General features: G+C 75.7%; 11 protein-coding genes and 1 pseudogene. 3 read left to right on the forward strand and 9 right to left on the reverse strand.

Going from position 1 to position 15,407, the window contains the following annotated elements:
- Window positions 1–123: 123 nt before the first annotated feature.
- The 9 genes and pseudogenes from ACFYUY_RS25405 to ACFYUY_RS25445 all read right to left on the reverse strand — a co-directional run bounded on the left by ACFYUY_RS25405 (window position 124) and on the right by ACFYUY_RS25445 (window position 11,377).
- A complete protein-coding gene (locus ACFYUY_RS25405) occupies window positions 124–1,026 on the reverse strand; it encodes a fumarylacetoacetate hydrolase family protein (RefSeq protein ID WP_387903937.1) in 903 nt (300 codons plus the stop codon).
- A gap of 19 nt (window positions 1,027–1,045) precedes the next feature.
- Entirely contained in the window at window positions 1,046–2,245 is a 1,200-nt protein-coding gene (locus ACFYUY_RS25410) for a cupin domain-containing protein (protein ID WP_360211412.1), read from the reverse strand.
- Complete coding sequence (locus ACFYUY_RS25415; RefSeq protein ID WP_360211410.1) at window positions 2,242–3,216, reverse strand: carbon-nitrogen hydrolase family protein; 975 nt, start codon at window positions 3,214–3,216, stop codon at window positions 2,242–2,244. The genes ACFYUY_RS25410 and ACFYUY_RS25415 overlap by 4 nt, the downstream gene beginning before the upstream one ends.
- Window positions 3,217–3,362: 146 nt before the next feature.
- On the reverse strand, window positions 3,363–5,909 hold the full coding sequence (locus ACFYUY_RS25420) for an FAD-dependent monooxygenase (protein ID WP_387903940.1): 2,547 nt from the start codon (window positions 5,907–5,909) through the stop codon (window positions 3,363–3,365).
- Window positions 5,906–6,307 (reverse strand): thioesterase family protein, encoded by a 402-nt coding sequence (locus tag ACFYUY_RS25425; RefSeq protein ID WP_363365017.1) that lies wholly within the window; start codon window positions 6,305–6,307, stop codon window positions 5,906–5,908. The genes ACFYUY_RS25420 and ACFYUY_RS25425 overlap by 4 nt, the downstream gene beginning before the upstream one ends.
- A gap of 15 nt (window positions 6,308–6,322) precedes the next feature.
- Window positions 6,323–7,933: pseudogene (locus ACFYUY_RS25430) on the reverse strand (AMP-binding protein); the annotation flags it as partial.
- A 406-nt stretch (window positions 7,934–8,339) separates the two neighbouring features.
- Window positions 8,340–9,290 carry a hypothetical protein gene (locus tag ACFYUY_RS25435; RefSeq protein WP_387903942.1) on the reverse strand — a complete coding sequence of 317 codons (951 nt, stop codon included), beginning with the start codon at window positions 9,288–9,290 and terminating at the stop codon, window positions 8,340–8,342.
- A 216-nt stretch (window positions 9,291–9,506) separates the two neighbouring features.
- Complete coding sequence (locus ACFYUY_RS25440; RefSeq protein ID WP_387903945.1) at window positions 9,507–10,058, reverse strand: GNAT family N-acetyltransferase; 552 nt, start codon at window positions 10,056–10,058, stop codon at window positions 9,507–9,509.
- Window positions 10,055–11,377 carry a DUF6271 family protein gene (locus ACFYUY_RS25445; protein WP_360211404.1) on the reverse strand — a complete coding sequence of 441 codons (1,323 nt, stop codon included), beginning with the start codon at window positions 11,375–11,377 and terminating at the stop codon, window positions 10,055–10,057. Before ACFYUY_RS25445 ends, ACFYUY_RS25440 begins: the two co-directional genes overlap by 4 nt.
- 493 nt (window positions 11,378–11,870) lie before the next feature.
- On the opposite strand from ACFYUY_RS25445, the gene ACFYUY_RS25450 reads away from it, so the two are divergent.
- The 3 genes from ACFYUY_RS25450 (at window position 11,871) to ACFYUY_RS25460 (ending at window position 15,271) form a co-directional block, all read left to right on the forward strand.
- Window positions 11,871–13,070, forward strand: a complete 1,200-nt coding sequence (locus tag ACFYUY_RS25450; RefSeq protein WP_360211402.1) for a peptidoglycan-binding protein — start codon at window positions 11,871–11,873, stop codon at window positions 13,068–13,070.
- Between the two features lie 359 nt (window positions 13,071–13,429).
- Window positions 13,430–14,032, forward strand: a complete 603-nt coding sequence (locus tag ACFYUY_RS25455) for a DUF2269 domain-containing protein (RefSeq protein ID WP_387903948.1) — start codon at window positions 13,430–13,432, stop codon at window positions 14,030–14,032.
- Between the two features lie 123 nt (window positions 14,033–14,155).
- Window positions 14,156–15,271, forward strand: coding sequence for an MsnO8 family LLM class oxidoreductase (locus tag ACFYUY_RS25460; protein ID WP_387904076.1), 1,116 nt, complete (start codon window positions 14,156–14,158; stop codon window positions 15,269–15,271).
- The last annotated feature ends 136 nt before the right edge of the window (window positions 15,272–15,407 follow it).

A 15,407-nucleotide genomic window follows, 5' to 3' on the forward strand; every position in this document is an offset into this window, starting at 1 on the left:
CCTCTCGGCGTGCGTCGGAGTGTGCGGTGCGCGTGCGCGGAATGCGACGGGCGGTAGGCGGTAGGCGGCAGACGGCCCGGGGCAGGTGTGCGTCGCCCGGGGCCGGTGCGGGCGGGCCGGCCCTCAGCGGGCGTCGACCACCGGGTTGGCGAGGGTGCCGATGCCCTCGATGGTGGCCTCGACCAGGTCCCCGGGCTGGAGGAACTGCGGGGGCACCATCCCGGCGCCGACGCCCGAGGGGGAGCCGGTGGCGATCACGTCCCCGGGTTCCAGCGTGACGCCGGAGGAGATGTCGGCGATCAGCCGGGCGACGCCGAACAGCATGTGGCGGGTGTTGGAGTCCTGCCGCAGCTCGCCGTTGACCCGCAGCGAGAGGTCGAGCCGCTGCGGGTCGGGGATCTCGTCGGCGGTGACCACGACCGGGCCGAACGGTGCGTAGCTGTCCTGCCCCTTGGAGAAGAACCACTGCCCGGAGCGACGCTGGTCGCGGGCGCTGACGTCGTTCACGATGCTGTAGCCGAAGACGTGCCGCAGGGCGTCCCGCTCGGCCACCCGGAAGGCGGGTTCGCCGATCACCACGGCGAGTTCGCACTCCCAGTCCAGCTGCTTGGTGAGCGCCGCGTTGTGCAGGATGGGCTGGCCGGGGCCGGTGACGGCGGTGGCCGGCTTGCCGAACAGCACCGGGCGGTCGGGCAGTTCGCGGTCGGTGTCCAGGGTGCGGTGCGACTCGTCGACGTGCTCCAGGTAGTTGAGGCCGACGCCGACGATCTTGCCGGGGCGCAGCGGCGCGCGCAGCGAGATGCTGGAGAGCGGCCGGACGGCGGGGTGGCCGGGGCCGACCGGGGCCAGCAGGGCGCGGAGGGTGGCCAGGGCTGGCGCGCCGGCCCGGACCAGGCCGAGGAGGTCGGGCGGCAGCGCGGCGCCGGCTGAGGCGGCGAGGGCGGTCAGGTCGGCGACGTGCTCGCCGAGCCGGGCACCGGGGCGCGGGGTGTCGTCGCCGTCGGCGCAGTAGGTCAACAGGTGCATGGTCGGGTCTCCTCGGGGTTCAGCACGGGGTGACGGGCTGGTGCCCGTCGTGGTCCGGGTAGGCCTCCTCGCGGTGGAGACCGAGCGCGTGCATCACCGGGAAGTCGTTGAACGAGAACAGGCAGGCGTCCTCGCCGGGGTCGAGGTTCGCGTGCTCGTGCCAGGCCCAGGACGGGACGACGAAGACGTCGCCCTCGCGCCATTCGAAGCGCCGCCCGGCGATCACCGAGACGCCGTGCCCCTTGGCCGCGGTGTAGACGACGGAGCCGGTGTGCCGGTGGGCGCGGGTGGCCTGCCCGGGGCGCAGCAGCTGCAGGTGGGCGGCCATGGTCGGCATCACCGAGCCGCCGGTGACCGGGTTGGTGTACTCCATGACGACGCCGTCGTAGGGCGATCCCTCGGTGGCGCGGGCGAGTTGGCCCAGCGCGTGGTAGCTGGGCTCCCACGGCCAGCCGAGCAGCGGGGAGTACGGGCGGCTCCACTTCTCGACGCCGTACGGGAGCAGGTTGCCGCCGTAGCTCAGCAGCGAGGAGTTCACCACCGGCCCGGGGCGCTGGTACAGCTCGGGGTGGACCTCGTAGAAGTTCGCGTCGAGCATGTTGACCAGCGGGATGTCCAGGCCGTCCTGCCAGATCACCGGGCCGTCCGCGGACTCGTTCCCGTGCTCGTGCCAGGTGTTGTTGGGGGTGATCGCGAAGTCGCGCGGGCCGACCCTGAGCTTCTGCCCGTCCACCACCGTCCAGGCTCCGGTGCCCTCGTGGACGAAGCGCAGCGCGGCGGCCTGGTGGCGGTGCGCGGTCATCGCCTCGCCGGGGCCCATGATCTGCAGGCCGGTGTACAACAGGCCGACGGCGGCGCTGAGTTCGCGTCGGCCGGGGTTGACGAGCATGACCACCCGGCGGCCCGCGTCGTCGGCCTTGACCAGCGGCAGCGCCTTGCGGACCAGCGGGCGCAGGTCCGCGTAGCGCCAGAGCACCGGCACCGACCTGGGCTGCGGGTACCAGGGCTCGATCTCGTTCGCGACCGTCCACAGGGCGCCGGCCTCGTGCTTGGCCAACTCCTCGTAGTAGGAGACGAGTTCCGGGCTGTCGGTGACCCTGGCCCGGCCGATCCGGTCGTCGTCGTAGCCGTCGCCCGGGCTGCCCGGGCGGCCGGGGCCGTTCGGCTCCTCCGGGCCGTCCGGTCGGTCGCGGTCGGTCGTCCCACCTCGGCTGGTCATGCCTGCTCCTCCTCGGGGAGTACCAGCGGCCGCAGCGGACGGTTGTCCACGTGCAGCCGGAAGACGTCGAAGCGGTTGTAGTGGCCGACGATGTCGTGCATCTGCTTGGGCTGGATGCACCGGGCGAGGTCGATCTCGGCGTAGACGATGCCCTCCTCGTCCACCAACGGCTCGACCACGGCCCGCCCGTCGGGGCCGAAGACGCCGGACAGCGCGCTGCGCGGCCGGGCGAGCAGCTTGCGCACCTCCTGGTCCCCGCCCGCGACGACGTCGACGATCTCGGGCGAGACGGTGGAGCAGGCGACCACGGTGAACAGCTTGCCCTCGAAGCAGTGGGCGGCGGCGCGCAGCGCGATCGCCTCCGCCATGTCGTAGTCCTCGGGGGCCACCGGCAGGGCGATGTAGCTCGCGGCGTGCACGAGTTCGCCCTGGGCCAGCAGGGTGAAGCGGGCCAGGGTGTTGGTGTTCTCCCCGCAGGCGAGGGCGCCGAGCGGGCCGACGGCCGTCCGGTGGACGCGTAGGGAGCTGCCGTCGCCGGGCGTCCAGGTCAGCTTCTCGGCCCAGGTCGGCACCAGCTTGCGGTGCACGCCGAGGAGTTCGCCGTCCGCGCCGATGATCAGCAGGGTGTTGTACAGCACGCCCAGGCTGTGCCGCCCGCGCTCGTTCACGCCGATCACCAGCACCACCCCGGCCTGCCGGGCGGCGGCGCGCAGGGTGTCCACGTACGGGCCGGGCACGTCCACGGAGGCCCGGTAGAGCCGCTCGTACCAGGGCGAGCCCTGCACGGGGTTCATCGTCCAGTTCCAGTACGGGTAGCCGGGGACGAAGACCTCGGGGAAGACCACCAGGGAGGCGCCGTGGCCGGCCGCCTCGTGGATCAGTGCGACGGCCTTGTCCACGGTGGCGGCCGGGTCCAGGTAGACGGGGGCGGCCTGGACGGCCGCGGCGGTGAAGCGGGGCAGGTCCGGCACGGCGTCTCCTCGGGTCCCCCGGGTGGTCGGTCGGTGGGGTGGTGGGGTGGGTGCGGTCGTCGGGTCGGTGTGGCTCGCCGGGTCGGTCCGGCTCCTCGGCTCGGTCCGGCTCACCGGGGTGTCGGTCCGTCGGCGTCGCCGGTCGCTCACCTCGCGGGCCCTTCGGCAGGTGCTTCGGCGGTCCCTGCGGCGGGCCGGTCGGCTGCCGGTACGCCCGGTGGCCAGCGGCGGTGCACCGACGCCTCCGTCGGACGGCGCAGGTGCAGCCGGGGCGCGACCCGGTCGGCGCCCGGGCCCGGCGGTCGGCGGCTGCCCGCCGACCACGGGCCGGGCCAAGGCGCGCCCGGCCCGGAGTAGCCCTGCTCGGCGGCCGCGTGCAGGGTCCAGAGCGGGTCGTACAGCTGGGCCCGGCCGACCGCGACGAGGTCCGCCCGCCCGGCCAGCAGGACGGAGTTGGCGTCGTCCGGCCCGGAGATCGCGCCGACCGCGATGGTCGGCAGGCCGGTGGCCGCGCGGACCAGCTCGGCGAACGGGGTCTGGTAGCCGCGCCCGTACGGCGGCCGCTGGTGGGCGACCACCTCGCCGGTGGAGACGTCCACCGCGTCCGCGCCGGCGTCGCCGAGTGCGCGGCAGATCGCGACCGCCTCGGCCTCGGTGGTGCCGCCCGGCGCCCAGTCGCTCGCCGAGATCCGCACCAGCAGCGGCCGCCCGGTCGGCCAGGCCGCCCGGACGGCGGCCAGCACCTCCAGGGGCAGCCGCAGCCGGTGGGCGAGCGGCCCGCCGTAGCGGTCGGTGCGGCGGTTGGTCAGCGGCGACAGGAAGCCGGACACCAGGTGGCCGTGGCCGAACTGCAGCTCCAGCACGTCGAATCCGGCCCGTGCCGCGCGCTCCGCCGAGGCCGCGAACTCCGCGGTGACGGCGGCGAGCCGGTCGGCGCCGGCCGCGCTCGGGGTGGGGGAGGCGGCGTCCCAGGGCAGCGGGGAGGCGGCGATCAGCGGCCAGCCGTCGGCGAGCGGACGGCCGATGCCGTCCGGGCCCGGCACGGCGGTGGCGGCCCGTCGGCCGGCGTGGGTCAGCTGGATGCCGAGCGGTGTGTCGCTCACCGCCCGCACGGCGTGGACGAGTTCGCGCCAGGCCGTCTCCTGCCGGTCGTTCCAGAGGCCGGGGCAGTGATCGGTGGCGCGGCCCTCGGGGCTGACGGCGGTCATCCCGGCGAGGACGAGTCCGGCGCCGCCGAGGGCCTGCGCGGTCAGCTGGGCCCGGTCGAAGGCACTGGGCAGGGTGTCGGCGGAGGTGAAGGTCGCGAGCGGGGGCACCACGACGCGGTTGCGCAGCTCCAGCGCGCCCAGTTTCAGCGGCCGGAACATCGGCGGGGTGCCGGGCCCGCCGTCGCTCCCGCCGGTTCCGCCGGTCCCGGTCCGGGTCGCGCCCCCGCCGGTCCCGCCCTCGCCGCCGCTCCCGAACGCGGCGTCCACCGCGTCGACGAACCCGGGGTCGCGGGAGCGCAGGTTCCCGTACGTGACCCGGCGGCTGCGGGTGAGCAGGTTGAAGGCGAACCGGTCCGGGTCCTGCCCGGTGCGCCGCTCCACCGTCTCGAACCACTCCAGGCTCGCCTGCGCGGCCCGCTGGGTGGACTCCACCACCGGCCGGCGCTCCGCCTCGTAGGCGGCCAGCGCGGCCTCCACGGTGGGCTGTTCGTGCAGGCTCGCGGCGAGCGCGAGGGCGTCCTCCAGGGCCAGTTTGGTGCCCGACCCGATCGAGAAGTGCGCGGAGTGCGCGGCGTCGCCGAGCAGGACGACGTTCCGGTGCCGCCAGCGCGCGTTGCGCACGGTGGTGAAGCGGATCCAGCGCGAGGCGTTCGGGATCAGCCGGTGGCCGTCCAGGTGCCCGGCGAACAGCTCCGCGCAGCGCCGCACGCTCGCCAGGTCGCTCTCGCCGCGGGCCGGCTCCCGTGCGGCGAGGGCGTCGAAGCCGGCCCGGTGCCAGGTGTCCTCGGCGGCCTCCACGATGAAGGTCGAGCGCCGCTCGCCGTACGGGTAGGCGTGCACCTGCAGGGGGCCGAAGTCGAACTGCTCGACGATGAAGGTGAAGGCCTCGAAGACCCGGTCGGTGGCGAGCCAGATGTAGCGGCAGTGCCGTTGGTCCAGCTCGGGGCGGAAGGCCTCGGCGTGGGCCGCCCTGGTGGCCGAGTTGATGCCGTCGGCGGCGACCACCAGGTCGTACCCGGCGGCGAGTTCGCCGACCGGCGGCGCGGGCGTGCGGTAGCGCACGTCCACCGCGAGGCGTTCGCAGCGCCGCTGCAGGATCGCGCGCAGCCGGTTGCGGTCGAGCGCCGCGAAGCCGTGCCCGCCGCAGGTGCGGACCTGGCCCGCGTAGCGCACGTCGATGTCGCTCCAGCGGGCGAACTCGGCGCCGATCGCGGCGAACACCTCCGGGTCGGCCTGCGCGATGCCGTCCAGCGTCTCGTCGGAGAAGACCACGCCGAAGCCGGACTCGTCCTCCCGGCCGTCCCGCTCGAACACCGTGATCTCGCGGTCGGGCGCCAGGTGCTTGGCCAGCGCGGCGAAGTACAGACCGCCCGGGCCGGCGCCGATCACCGCGATGCGACGGGCCCCGGCGCCCCCGGCGGGGCCGTCCGGTTCGCTGCGCCGGACCGCCGAGGTGCGGGCGCCCGGTGCGCCGGGCCCGTTCACGCCACCACCTCCGGCTGCTGCGCCCCGGACTCGGTCAGCGCCCGTCGGACCGGCTCCGGCCACGGCGCCGCGCCCTTGGCGTGCGGCGCGGCGTGCACCACCGACATCCGGCCGGACGCGGCCAGCCCCTGCGGGCCGTGCACCTCGAAGGCGTAGTGCAGCGAGGAGCCGCCGACCCGGACCACCCGCAGCTCGGTGCGGACCAGGTCGCCGAACCAGAGCCGTTCGCGGTAGTCGGCCTCGAAGTGCACCCGGGGGATCCGGCCGAACAGCTCGGCCAGGCCCAGCCGGCGCAGCAGTGCGGCCTCGGCCGCCTCGGCCCAGCGCTGCACGGCGGAGAAGTGGTAGTGCCCGGCGGCGTCGGTGTCGGACCACTCCACCCGGCGCTCGACGGCCACGCTGGCCGGGGCGGTCGCCGCCCGCCTGCGCAGCTCGGCGCGGTGCAGCTTGCCGGTCGCGGTGCGCGGCAGCTCGGTGACGAACTCGACCGCGCGCGGGTACTTGTACGGGGCGATGGTGCGTTTGACGTGCTCCTGGAGCGCGCGCACCGTCTCCGGCCCGGCGGCGGCGCCCTCGCCGAGCACCACGTAGGCCTTGACCACCGTGCCGCGCAGGTCGTCGGGCGCCCCGACCACCGCGCAGTCGGCGACGTCGGGGTGGCCGGCGAGGGCCTGTTCCACCTCGGGGCCGGCGATGTTGTAGCCCGCGGAGACGATCATGTCGTCGTTGCGCGCCTGGTACCAGTAGTAGCCGTCCGGGTCGCGGACGTAGGTGTCACCGGTGAGGTTCCAGCCGTCCCGGACGTAGCCGCGCTGGCGTTCGTCGTCCAGGTAGCGGCAGCCGGTCGGCCCCTTGACGGCGAGCAGCCCGGGCACGCCGTCCGGCACCGGTCGGCCCTGGTCGTCGAGGACGGCGGCCCGGTAGCCCGGCACGGGGCGGCCGGTGGCGCCGGGGCGGATGTCGCCGTCGGCGGCCGAGATGAACACGTGCAGCAGCTCGGTGGCGCCGATGCCGTCGATCAGCCGCTGCCCGGTGGCCGCCAGGAAGGCCTGCCAGAGGGGGGCGGGCAGGTGCTCGCCCGCCGAGACGCAGCGCCGGACGCCGGAGAGCCGGTCGGCGAGGCCGGCGGCCAGGATCGCCCGGTAGGCGGTGGGCGCGGTGAACAGCACGCTCACCCCGTGCCGCCGGACCTGTTCGGCGAGCTGCTCGGGCGTGGCCTGCTCCAGCAGCAGGGTGGCGGCGCCGGCCCGCAGCGGGAACACCACCAGGCCGCCGAGGCCGAAGGTGAAGGCGAGCGGCGGGGTGCCGCCGAACAGGTCGTCGGGGGTGGGCCGGAGCAGGTGGCGGGAGAAGGTGTCGGCGTTGGCGAGCACGTCGCGGTGGAAGTGCAGGGTGGCCTTGGGGCGGCCGGTGGTCCCGGAGGTGAAGGCGATCAGGGCGACGTCGTCGGCGGCGGTCGGGACGGCCTCGAACCCGCCGTCGGTGGCGGCGCAGCGGGCGGTGAGGTCCTCCGGGCCGGGACCGCCGAAGGCGAGCACCCGCAGGCCGGGGGTCTCGGCGCGGGTGAGGTCGTCGAGGTAACGGTGGTCGCACAGGGCGAGGACGGGGCGGGCGACCCGGTGGAGCTCGGTGAGCTCGGCGGCCCGCAGCAGCGGCATGGTGCTGACCACCACTCCGCCGGCCTTCAGGACACCCAGCCAACAGGCCACCAGCCAGGGGGTGTTGGGGCCGCGCAGCAGGACCCGGTTGCCGGTGGTCAGGCCGAGTTCCTCGGTCAGCAACCGGGCCACCCGGTCGGCGTGGTCGCGCAGTTCGCCGTAGGTCCACTGGCCGGTGGGGGTGAGCAGGCAGCGGCGGTCGGGGCCGAACCGGGTGATCGTCTCGTCGAGCAGCGCCCGGGCGCAGTTCAACCGGTCGGGGTAGGCCAACTCCGGTAGTTCGAAGAGGAGTTCAGGCCACTGGTCAAGGGGTGGGAGATGGTCGCGACAGAACGTGTCCACATGCGCTGAGGGGGAGAGCTCCATGGGCGGGCACCTCATCGTGCGAGCGGGAGTGAGGCCAGTATGGCGCTTCGGTGACGCCAGTCAAGAGAGCGATACATGCATTCGGGGGAGCAGGCACCGCCCGGGCGCGGGGCGGCCGGCCCGGGCGGGGTGGTCCGGCGGGGTGGTCCGGGCGGGCCGGTGCGCCGCCCGGGGGAGGCGCGGGCGGCGGGGGTGCCGGAGGTCCGCGGCGGGGCACGGCAGGGCGCGCGGGAACGGCGGCGGACGGGCCCGCACCTGGCGGCCGTGCGAGTCGGGGCGGGGGAGGGGTGCGGCAGGGGTGCGGGAGGGAGCGGCGGGGTGCGGCCGGAGGTCCGCGGCCGTCGCCGGGGCGGTCGCGCCCGGCGCGCGTCCGTCAGGCGTCCGTCAGGCGTCCGTCAGGCGCCCGTCAGGCGGGTCCGAGGGCCGCCCGGGCGCGGTCGGCGAGCAGACCGGCGAACAGGGTCAGGGCGGGTGCGGCGGTGCTCCCGGGGCCCGGGTCGCGGACGTCGAGCAGGGCCGAGCCCACCCGCACCAGGACGTCCGTGCCCTGGGTGTCGTCCGTCCGGGCGGCGCTCTGGTCGCCGATCGGGGGCAGCGGGAGGACGGAGGCGCCGTCGCCGCCGATCCGGGCGAGCGCCAGGTCGAAGGCCCGCCCGGCGGTCTCCGGCGAGGCGAAGGTGACCACGGTGAACTGCGCGCTGTGCGTTCCGGAGGACGCGAAGGTCACGGTGGCGTAGGCGAGTTGCCGGTCGCAGGCGTCCGGGACGAGGCACGGCGCGTCCGCGCCCGGGCCGGCTCCCGAGGTGGGGCCGCTGCGCACCTGCCAGCCGCCGGGCATGGCGCTCAGGTCGGGCAGGACGGCGCGGACCTGGGCGGGGTCGCGCAGCGTACGCCCGGCGTGGGCCAGGTCCGGCCCGTTGGGCTGCAGCAGCGGGCGCGAGCCGAGGTTGATCCCGACGGCCACCAGCGCGGCGACCACCACCAGCGACAGGGTCACCAGCACGGGGACGGCGCCGAGCCGGGCGGCCCGCGCCGTGGACCCGGCGACCGCCGGGTCCACCCGCAGGTGCACGGTCGGCTCCTCGGGGGGCTTGCCCAGCTCGGTGGTGGCCAGGTACCGGGCGAACGCCGGGTCCGCGGCGAGCAGGTCGCCGACGGCGGCGGTGAGCCCGGAGCGCGCCCGGGCGTCCCCGGGGTTCGCCTCGATCGCGGCGACGGCCCGGGCGCCCTCCGCCGAGGCCCGCAGGCGCGTCCGCACCAGATCCGCCACCGCCCGGCCCGGGCCGCCGGCCACTCCCTCGGCGGCCCGCACCAGCACCCCGACCACGGCCGGCAGGAGCTCCTGGCCGTCCCCCATGGCAACCCCCTAGCCGCAACGAGTCGTCGCCGCCCGGCGGCGCGCCTCGCCGCCCGCCGCCGGGGCCTTCCGTCAACGATCCCGGACGCGGGGCCGGTTCGTCCCCCGGAAGACGGAACGGAGACGCAACCGCAACCGCCCGCGGACCGTGCCGGGAGCGGAGTGGCCGGTGTGGCCGGAGGGGGTGCCGCCCCGGGCCGGCCCGCCCTCCGCGGCTCAGGCCGGTGGGGCCGCCGCGGCGGACGGCGGTGCGGCGGACGGCGGTGCGGGGGGTGTCACGGGCATCGACATGTAGACCGCGCGCCGGCCGTAGCAGGCCGGCACCGCCACCTCCCGGTGGGCGCGGTAGCCGAGCAGCCGCAGCAGGATGTCGGCGCCCCGGACGGCGACCATCGAGATCTCCTCGAAGCCCTGCGCGCGGGCCTGCTCCCGGAAGTGGCGCATGAAGCGCAGGGCGACGTCCCGGCCGCGCAGCTCCTCGTCGATCACCAGGTCGTGCACGTGCAGGTTGGCGGACGCGTACCGCTGCTCCTCGGGCCTGGTGAGGTCCGGGCAGCGCAGCGGCGGGTAGGGCAGGCTCAGCAGGTAGCCGCGGACGGCGCCGTGCAGCTCCAGCACGAAGCAGGTGCCGGGCGAGCTGTGCCCGCGCGACTCCAGGGCCTCCCGGCCCTCGGAGAGCCCGTCGGCCGCGTAGGCGGCGTGTTCGAGGGCCACCACGGTGTCCCAGTCCGCCTCGGCGAGCAGCCGGAAGCGCAGGTCCTCGCTCACCTGGCCGGCACCTCCGAGGGGGTGAGGCGTTCGGCGCGGGCGGCGTCCACCAGGGCGGACCAGGCCTCGATCAGCCGGGCGAAGTCCTCGGCGTCGGCCTGCGCCTCGTCGAGCAGCCGGGCTCGCCGGGGCGCCAGGTGGTCGGCGAACTCGGCGTACTTGCCGCCCAGGCGCCGGTATGAGCGGTCGACGACGTCCAGCCGGCGGACGTTCTCGGCGCGGTCCCAGGCGGCGCTGCGCCGCACCGAGTCGAGCACCGGGGCGATGCGCACCGCGTGCCGCTCGTCGAGCAGGTCGCCGCCGACCGCCATCATCTCGCCGTACACGGGGTGCAGGTAGAGCATCGAGAGCAGGAACTTGACGAAGCGCAGCTGGTAGGCGGTGAAGCCGGGGCCGGTGCGCCGCTCCGGGGTGTAGTGGTTGACGATGTGCCGGTTGTGGACGACGCCCGGCAGGCCGGAGTCGAGGACGACGTGCAGCAGGAAGTAGTCGCTGCCGATGGTCTCGGTGGCCGGCGGGAGCGGCAGCCGCTCGTAGACCCGGTGGTCCAGGCCGAGGTTGCACATGTCCACCCGCCAGATGTCGGGGGCGCCGAGGACGGACTCGTCGGTGCGGAACGGCTCGGTGCCGCCGCCGGTGAACGAGGCCTCGACCAGCTCGCGCTTCTCCTCCTCCGTCCACACCGGCGGCGCCCACAGGCCGACGACCTCGTGGTAGACGGCCGGGTCGAGGTCGCGGATCTCGCCGACGTCGACGGAGAGTTCGCCGATGAAGGAGGCGCCGACGAGGGAGACGGGCTTGTCCGCGTCGGCGGGGTCGAGCTCGCTGACGGTGACGTCGGCGGCGGCGTCGCCGGCCCGGCGGCCGAGCGAGAGCAGTTCGTGGTGGATCGGGAACACCTTGCGCCCGTCGAGGAGTTGGTACTCGCTGTCGGAGTCTCGACGGTGCACGGAGGTGCAGCCGAGGGCGGCGGCGACCAGGAACACCCGGTTGGTGCAGGCGCCGTAGGAGACGCCGTCGGGGAGCATCAGGTCGAGCAGCCGGTCGGGGTCGGTGGCGCCGGAGCGCCTGCTCACCCGCCGGAGGAAGTCCCGCTGCCGGTCCTCTCCGAGGTGGTGCACGACGACCCCGGGGGTGGCGGCCAGCGCGCCGACGGCGCCCGCGTTCTCCGCGAAGCCCGCGGGGCCGGCGGTGTCGAGGACCAGCAGGTGGACCTCGGCGTCGAAGTGCTCGACGGCGTGCGCCGCCTCCTCGGCGAGTGCCGCGATGGTGGCGGCGCAGGCCCGGTTGGTGGGCAGGGCGAGGCAGACTCGTCTCATGGCGGGCTTCTCCGTTGGTCGTCAGGGTCGTTGCCGCGGCGGCGGGGTGGGTGCGCCGGTGGTCGTCGCAGGCGCCGCCGGACGGCTTCCGTCCTGCCGCCCGACTCGCCCTGGCGGCAGGCGAGTTCGCGAGGCCCCCGCGCGTCGGGCGTCGGGGTGCCACCCCGGTCCGTCCGGTCTGCGGACTACCGTGGACTAGACCACTTTTGATGTCAACGATTGACAGGGCGGGCCGGGTGGAGGTGCAATGCGCGCCCTCCCGGGCGCTCCCCGCCGCCCCGGCCCGGCCCGTGCGGGCACGGCGCGGCGCGGGTCCGGCGGCGCCTCCGTGCGGGCGCCCGGTTCGCACGGGAGCGCGAATACCCGTCACCGGGTCGAACGGCCGCGCGGGCCCGGGCGGTTCACGGCCGCGGATTCGGCCATCGGGGTCAATCCGGAGCGGGGACCTGCCGATACCGGCAACGACGTCCCTACGCCGTCCGGAGGAGACCGCATGCCCGACCTGTGGCTGCCCGGTGCCGAGATCCACGACCTCGGCGACCACGCGCCGACCGACCAGCAGTACCCCCCGAAGGCCATCGCCCACATCACCTGGGACCGCAACGCCACCGCCGCGGCCCCGCAGGACTGGTGCACCTTCGAAGACCTCGTCGGCTACTTCACCGGCGCCGGCGCCGGAAACGCCCCGCACCTGGTCTGGGACCCCTTCAGCGGGCGGACGGCCCAGCTGTTCCCGGCCGACTCCCGCTCGAAGAGCCTGCTCAGCCCGCCGGAGAGCCCGACCCGCACCAACCGCGCCGGCCGGGTCGTCATCCAGATCGAGGCGGTGTTCTTCCCGTACTGCCGCTACCGGGGCGCCGTCTACCCGCGGCTGGTCGACACCCCGTGCGCCGGCTGGGACCGGCTGCACGCCTGGATCGGCTCGTGGGGCGTGCCCGACACCTGGCCGATGGGCCGGCCGACCGACTTCACCGACCACCGCGACGAGCAGGTGTGGGAGACCCGCGGCGGGTGGTACGCCCACGCGCACGTGCCGTTCAACGACCACAGCGACCCCGGCTCCTGGCCCGACCTCACGGCGGGCTCGGGATCCCCGGGCTCCCCGCCCTCGCAGCAGCACCCGGCTCCCCCGGACGAGCCGGCCCCGCCCCGCTACCAGGTCAGCATCAACGGGCTGCCCTACGGCTACGGCGCCGAGGGCTACCAGGTCACCGCCGTCGGCCGGGCGCTCGTCGCCCAGGGCTCCGGCTCCCACTACCGCTCCGGGCCCGGCCCGAACTGGACGGACGCGGACACCGAGAACTACGCGGACTACCAGCGGAGCCTCGGCTACAGCGGGCAGGCCGCGGACGGCGTCCCGGGGGAGGGCTCGCTGCGGCGGCTGCTCGGCTACCTGCCCGGGCCCCGGTCGGTGTCGCTGGCGCACGTCGTCGCGGCCGCCCGGACCGATCCCGGCGCCGAGCAGGGGCACCGCAGTTACGGGGCCGAGGCGGCGATCGTCGAGCAGGCCCTGGCGGACGAGGGGCTGCTCGAACAGCGCTGGGTGGACGGCTCGTTCGGGAGTCGGACGGTCGCCGCCTACGCCGGGTGGCAGCGGCGCTGCGGGTACGCGGACGCGGACGCGGACGGGATCCCGGGGCGGGACTCGCTGCGCCGCCTGGGATCGGCGCGGGGGTTCGGCGTGACGGACTGACGGGGCGGGCGGGGTGGCCGGGGTGGCCGGGGTGGCCGGGGTGGTCCGGGGTCGCGGCTTTCCGCGACCCCGGCTTCCCGGCTTCCCGGTTCCCCGGCTTCCCGGCTTCCCGGCTTCCCGGTTCCCCGGCTTTGGGGTTCCCCGGCTTCCGGGTACGGCCGGGGGAGGTCGCCGGGTACCTCGGAGGGAGGGGTGCGGGTGCTCTCGGGCCGGGTCGGGTACTCGCTCGGGAGTAGTCGGGGTTACTTCCGGTGGCAGATGCCCGATGAGGGGCGGAGCGGAGAGTCTGGGCCCGTCCTCGCCGCACGGCGGTGATGCCGCCGCGGCCCGGCCGCGGCCCCGACCCGAAGGAGGCACCCGTGCGCCCGTCCACCGCACCGGCCGCGGAGCCGAGTCCCGCCCGCCCCGCCCGACGGCGGCCGCCCGGCGGCACGCTGCCGCCCAGGGCGCGCAAGAGCCTGGTCGTCGTGCACGTCGTCGCCTCGGTGAGCTGGCTGGCCCTGATGCTCTGCCTGCTCACCCTGGCGGTGACGGCACTGGCCACGGAGGACGCCGACCGGTTGCGGTCGGCGTACCGGGCGATGGGGATGCTCGGCGACGCGCTGATCCTCCCGCTGAGCCTGGCCACCCTGGTCAGCGGGGTGGTGCTGGGGCTCGGCACCTCCTGGGGGCTGTTCCGCTACTACTGGGTGAGCGCGAAGTTCTGGCTGACCCTCGCGGCGGCGGCCGCCTCGCTGATCGCCCTCAGCGCCCGGCTGCACGACGCCGTGCGCGTGGTGGACGCACACCCGACCGGTCCGATCTCGGCGGCGGACCTCGGGTTCGTCCGTCTCAACACGGTGATCGTCCCGTCCGTCGCGCTGGCGCTCTACCTCTTCGCGGTGGTGCTCTCCGTGTTCAAGCCCTGGGGCCGTCGCCGGCCGGGCAGTCGGCGCGGGCGCATACCCGGCGCCCGCGGGTGACGCCGGTCCGCCGGGGAATGCCGGCGCTCGGCGGCGGTGTTCTCCACGGACGTGACCAGCGCACCAGGGACCAGGGCACCCGCGACGGGCGGACCAGCGGCCGACGCGGGCGCGACGCCCGCGATCCGGCTCTCCGTGCTCGACCGGTCCCGGACGAGACAGGGCGAGGAGCCGGCGCAGGCGCTGCGGGACACGGTGGCCTTCGCCCAGGAGGCGGAGCAGCTGGGCTACCACCGGTTCTGGGTCTCCGAGCACCACGGCGTGCCCGGAGTGGCCGGGTCCGCGCCGACGGTGCTCGCCGCGGCGGTGGCGGCGGCCACCACCCGGATCCGGGTCGGCACGGGCGGAGTGATGCTGCCCAACCACCGGCCGATGGTGGTGGCCGAACAGTTCGGCGTGCTGGCCTCGCTCTTCCCGGGCCGGATCGACATGGGCCTCGGCCGGTCGGTCGGGTTCACCGACGGAGTGCGCCGGGCCCTGGGCCGGGAGAAGGACGCAGCGGACGACTTCGGGGCCCAACTTGTCGAGCTGCTCGGCTACTTCGACGGTTCGCAGCAGGTGCACCGCGGCGTCCACGCCCGGCCGGCCGAGGGCCTGAGGGTGCCGGCCTTCGTCCTGGCCACCGGCGCCGGCGCCGACATGGCCGCCGACGCCGGGCTGCCGCTGGTCGTCGCCGCCACGCGAGGGGAGGAGCGGATGCTCGCGGCGATCGACCGGTACCGCGCCGGGTTCCGTCCCTCGGCGCAGGCGGCGCAGCCCTACGTGGTGATCGCGGGCACGGTCGCCGTCGCCGGGACGGCGGAGAGCGCGCGGGAGCTGCTGGTCCCGGAGGCCTGGGCCGGTGCGTACTCCCGCACCCACGGCGAGTTCCCGCCGCTGGCCCCGGCCGCCGAGATCGCGGCCCTGTCGATGGGAGCGCGCGAGCGCGCCGCCTACGAGCAGTCGCTGAAGGGGCACATCGCGGGCACCCCGGAGCAGGCCGTCGCCGAACTCGCCGCCCTGATGGCGCGCAGCGGCGCGGACGAGTTCCTGGTGACCACCAGTACCTACGACCGCGCCGCACTGCTCGACTCCTACCGGCTGCTCGCCCGGGCGGTCGGCCAGCCGGTCGGGCAGGGTATCGGCCAGCCGGTCGGCCAGTCGGCCGGGCAGGGCGTCGCTACCCGGGCTGCCGGTCGGGAGGCGGCGGGGCCGGAGGACGTCGACCGGACGGTCGCTCAGGCGGTCGGTCGGGCCTGACTGCTCCGGGCCGCTCCGGGACGCACCGCAGACCCCCTCCGCCGCTCCACCGCCCGCATGTCCAGCTCGCTTCAGGCCGCCTCGCCCGGTTTCCGAGCAGGGCCGATGACCTGCTAGTGTTCTTCCCGTCGAGAGG

Origin of the sequence: Kitasatospora sp. NPDC004745 (assembly GCF_042873275.1) — a bacterium.
Taxonomy (GTDB): Bacteria; Actinomycetota; Actinomycetes; order Streptomycetales; family Streptomycetaceae; genus Kitasatospora.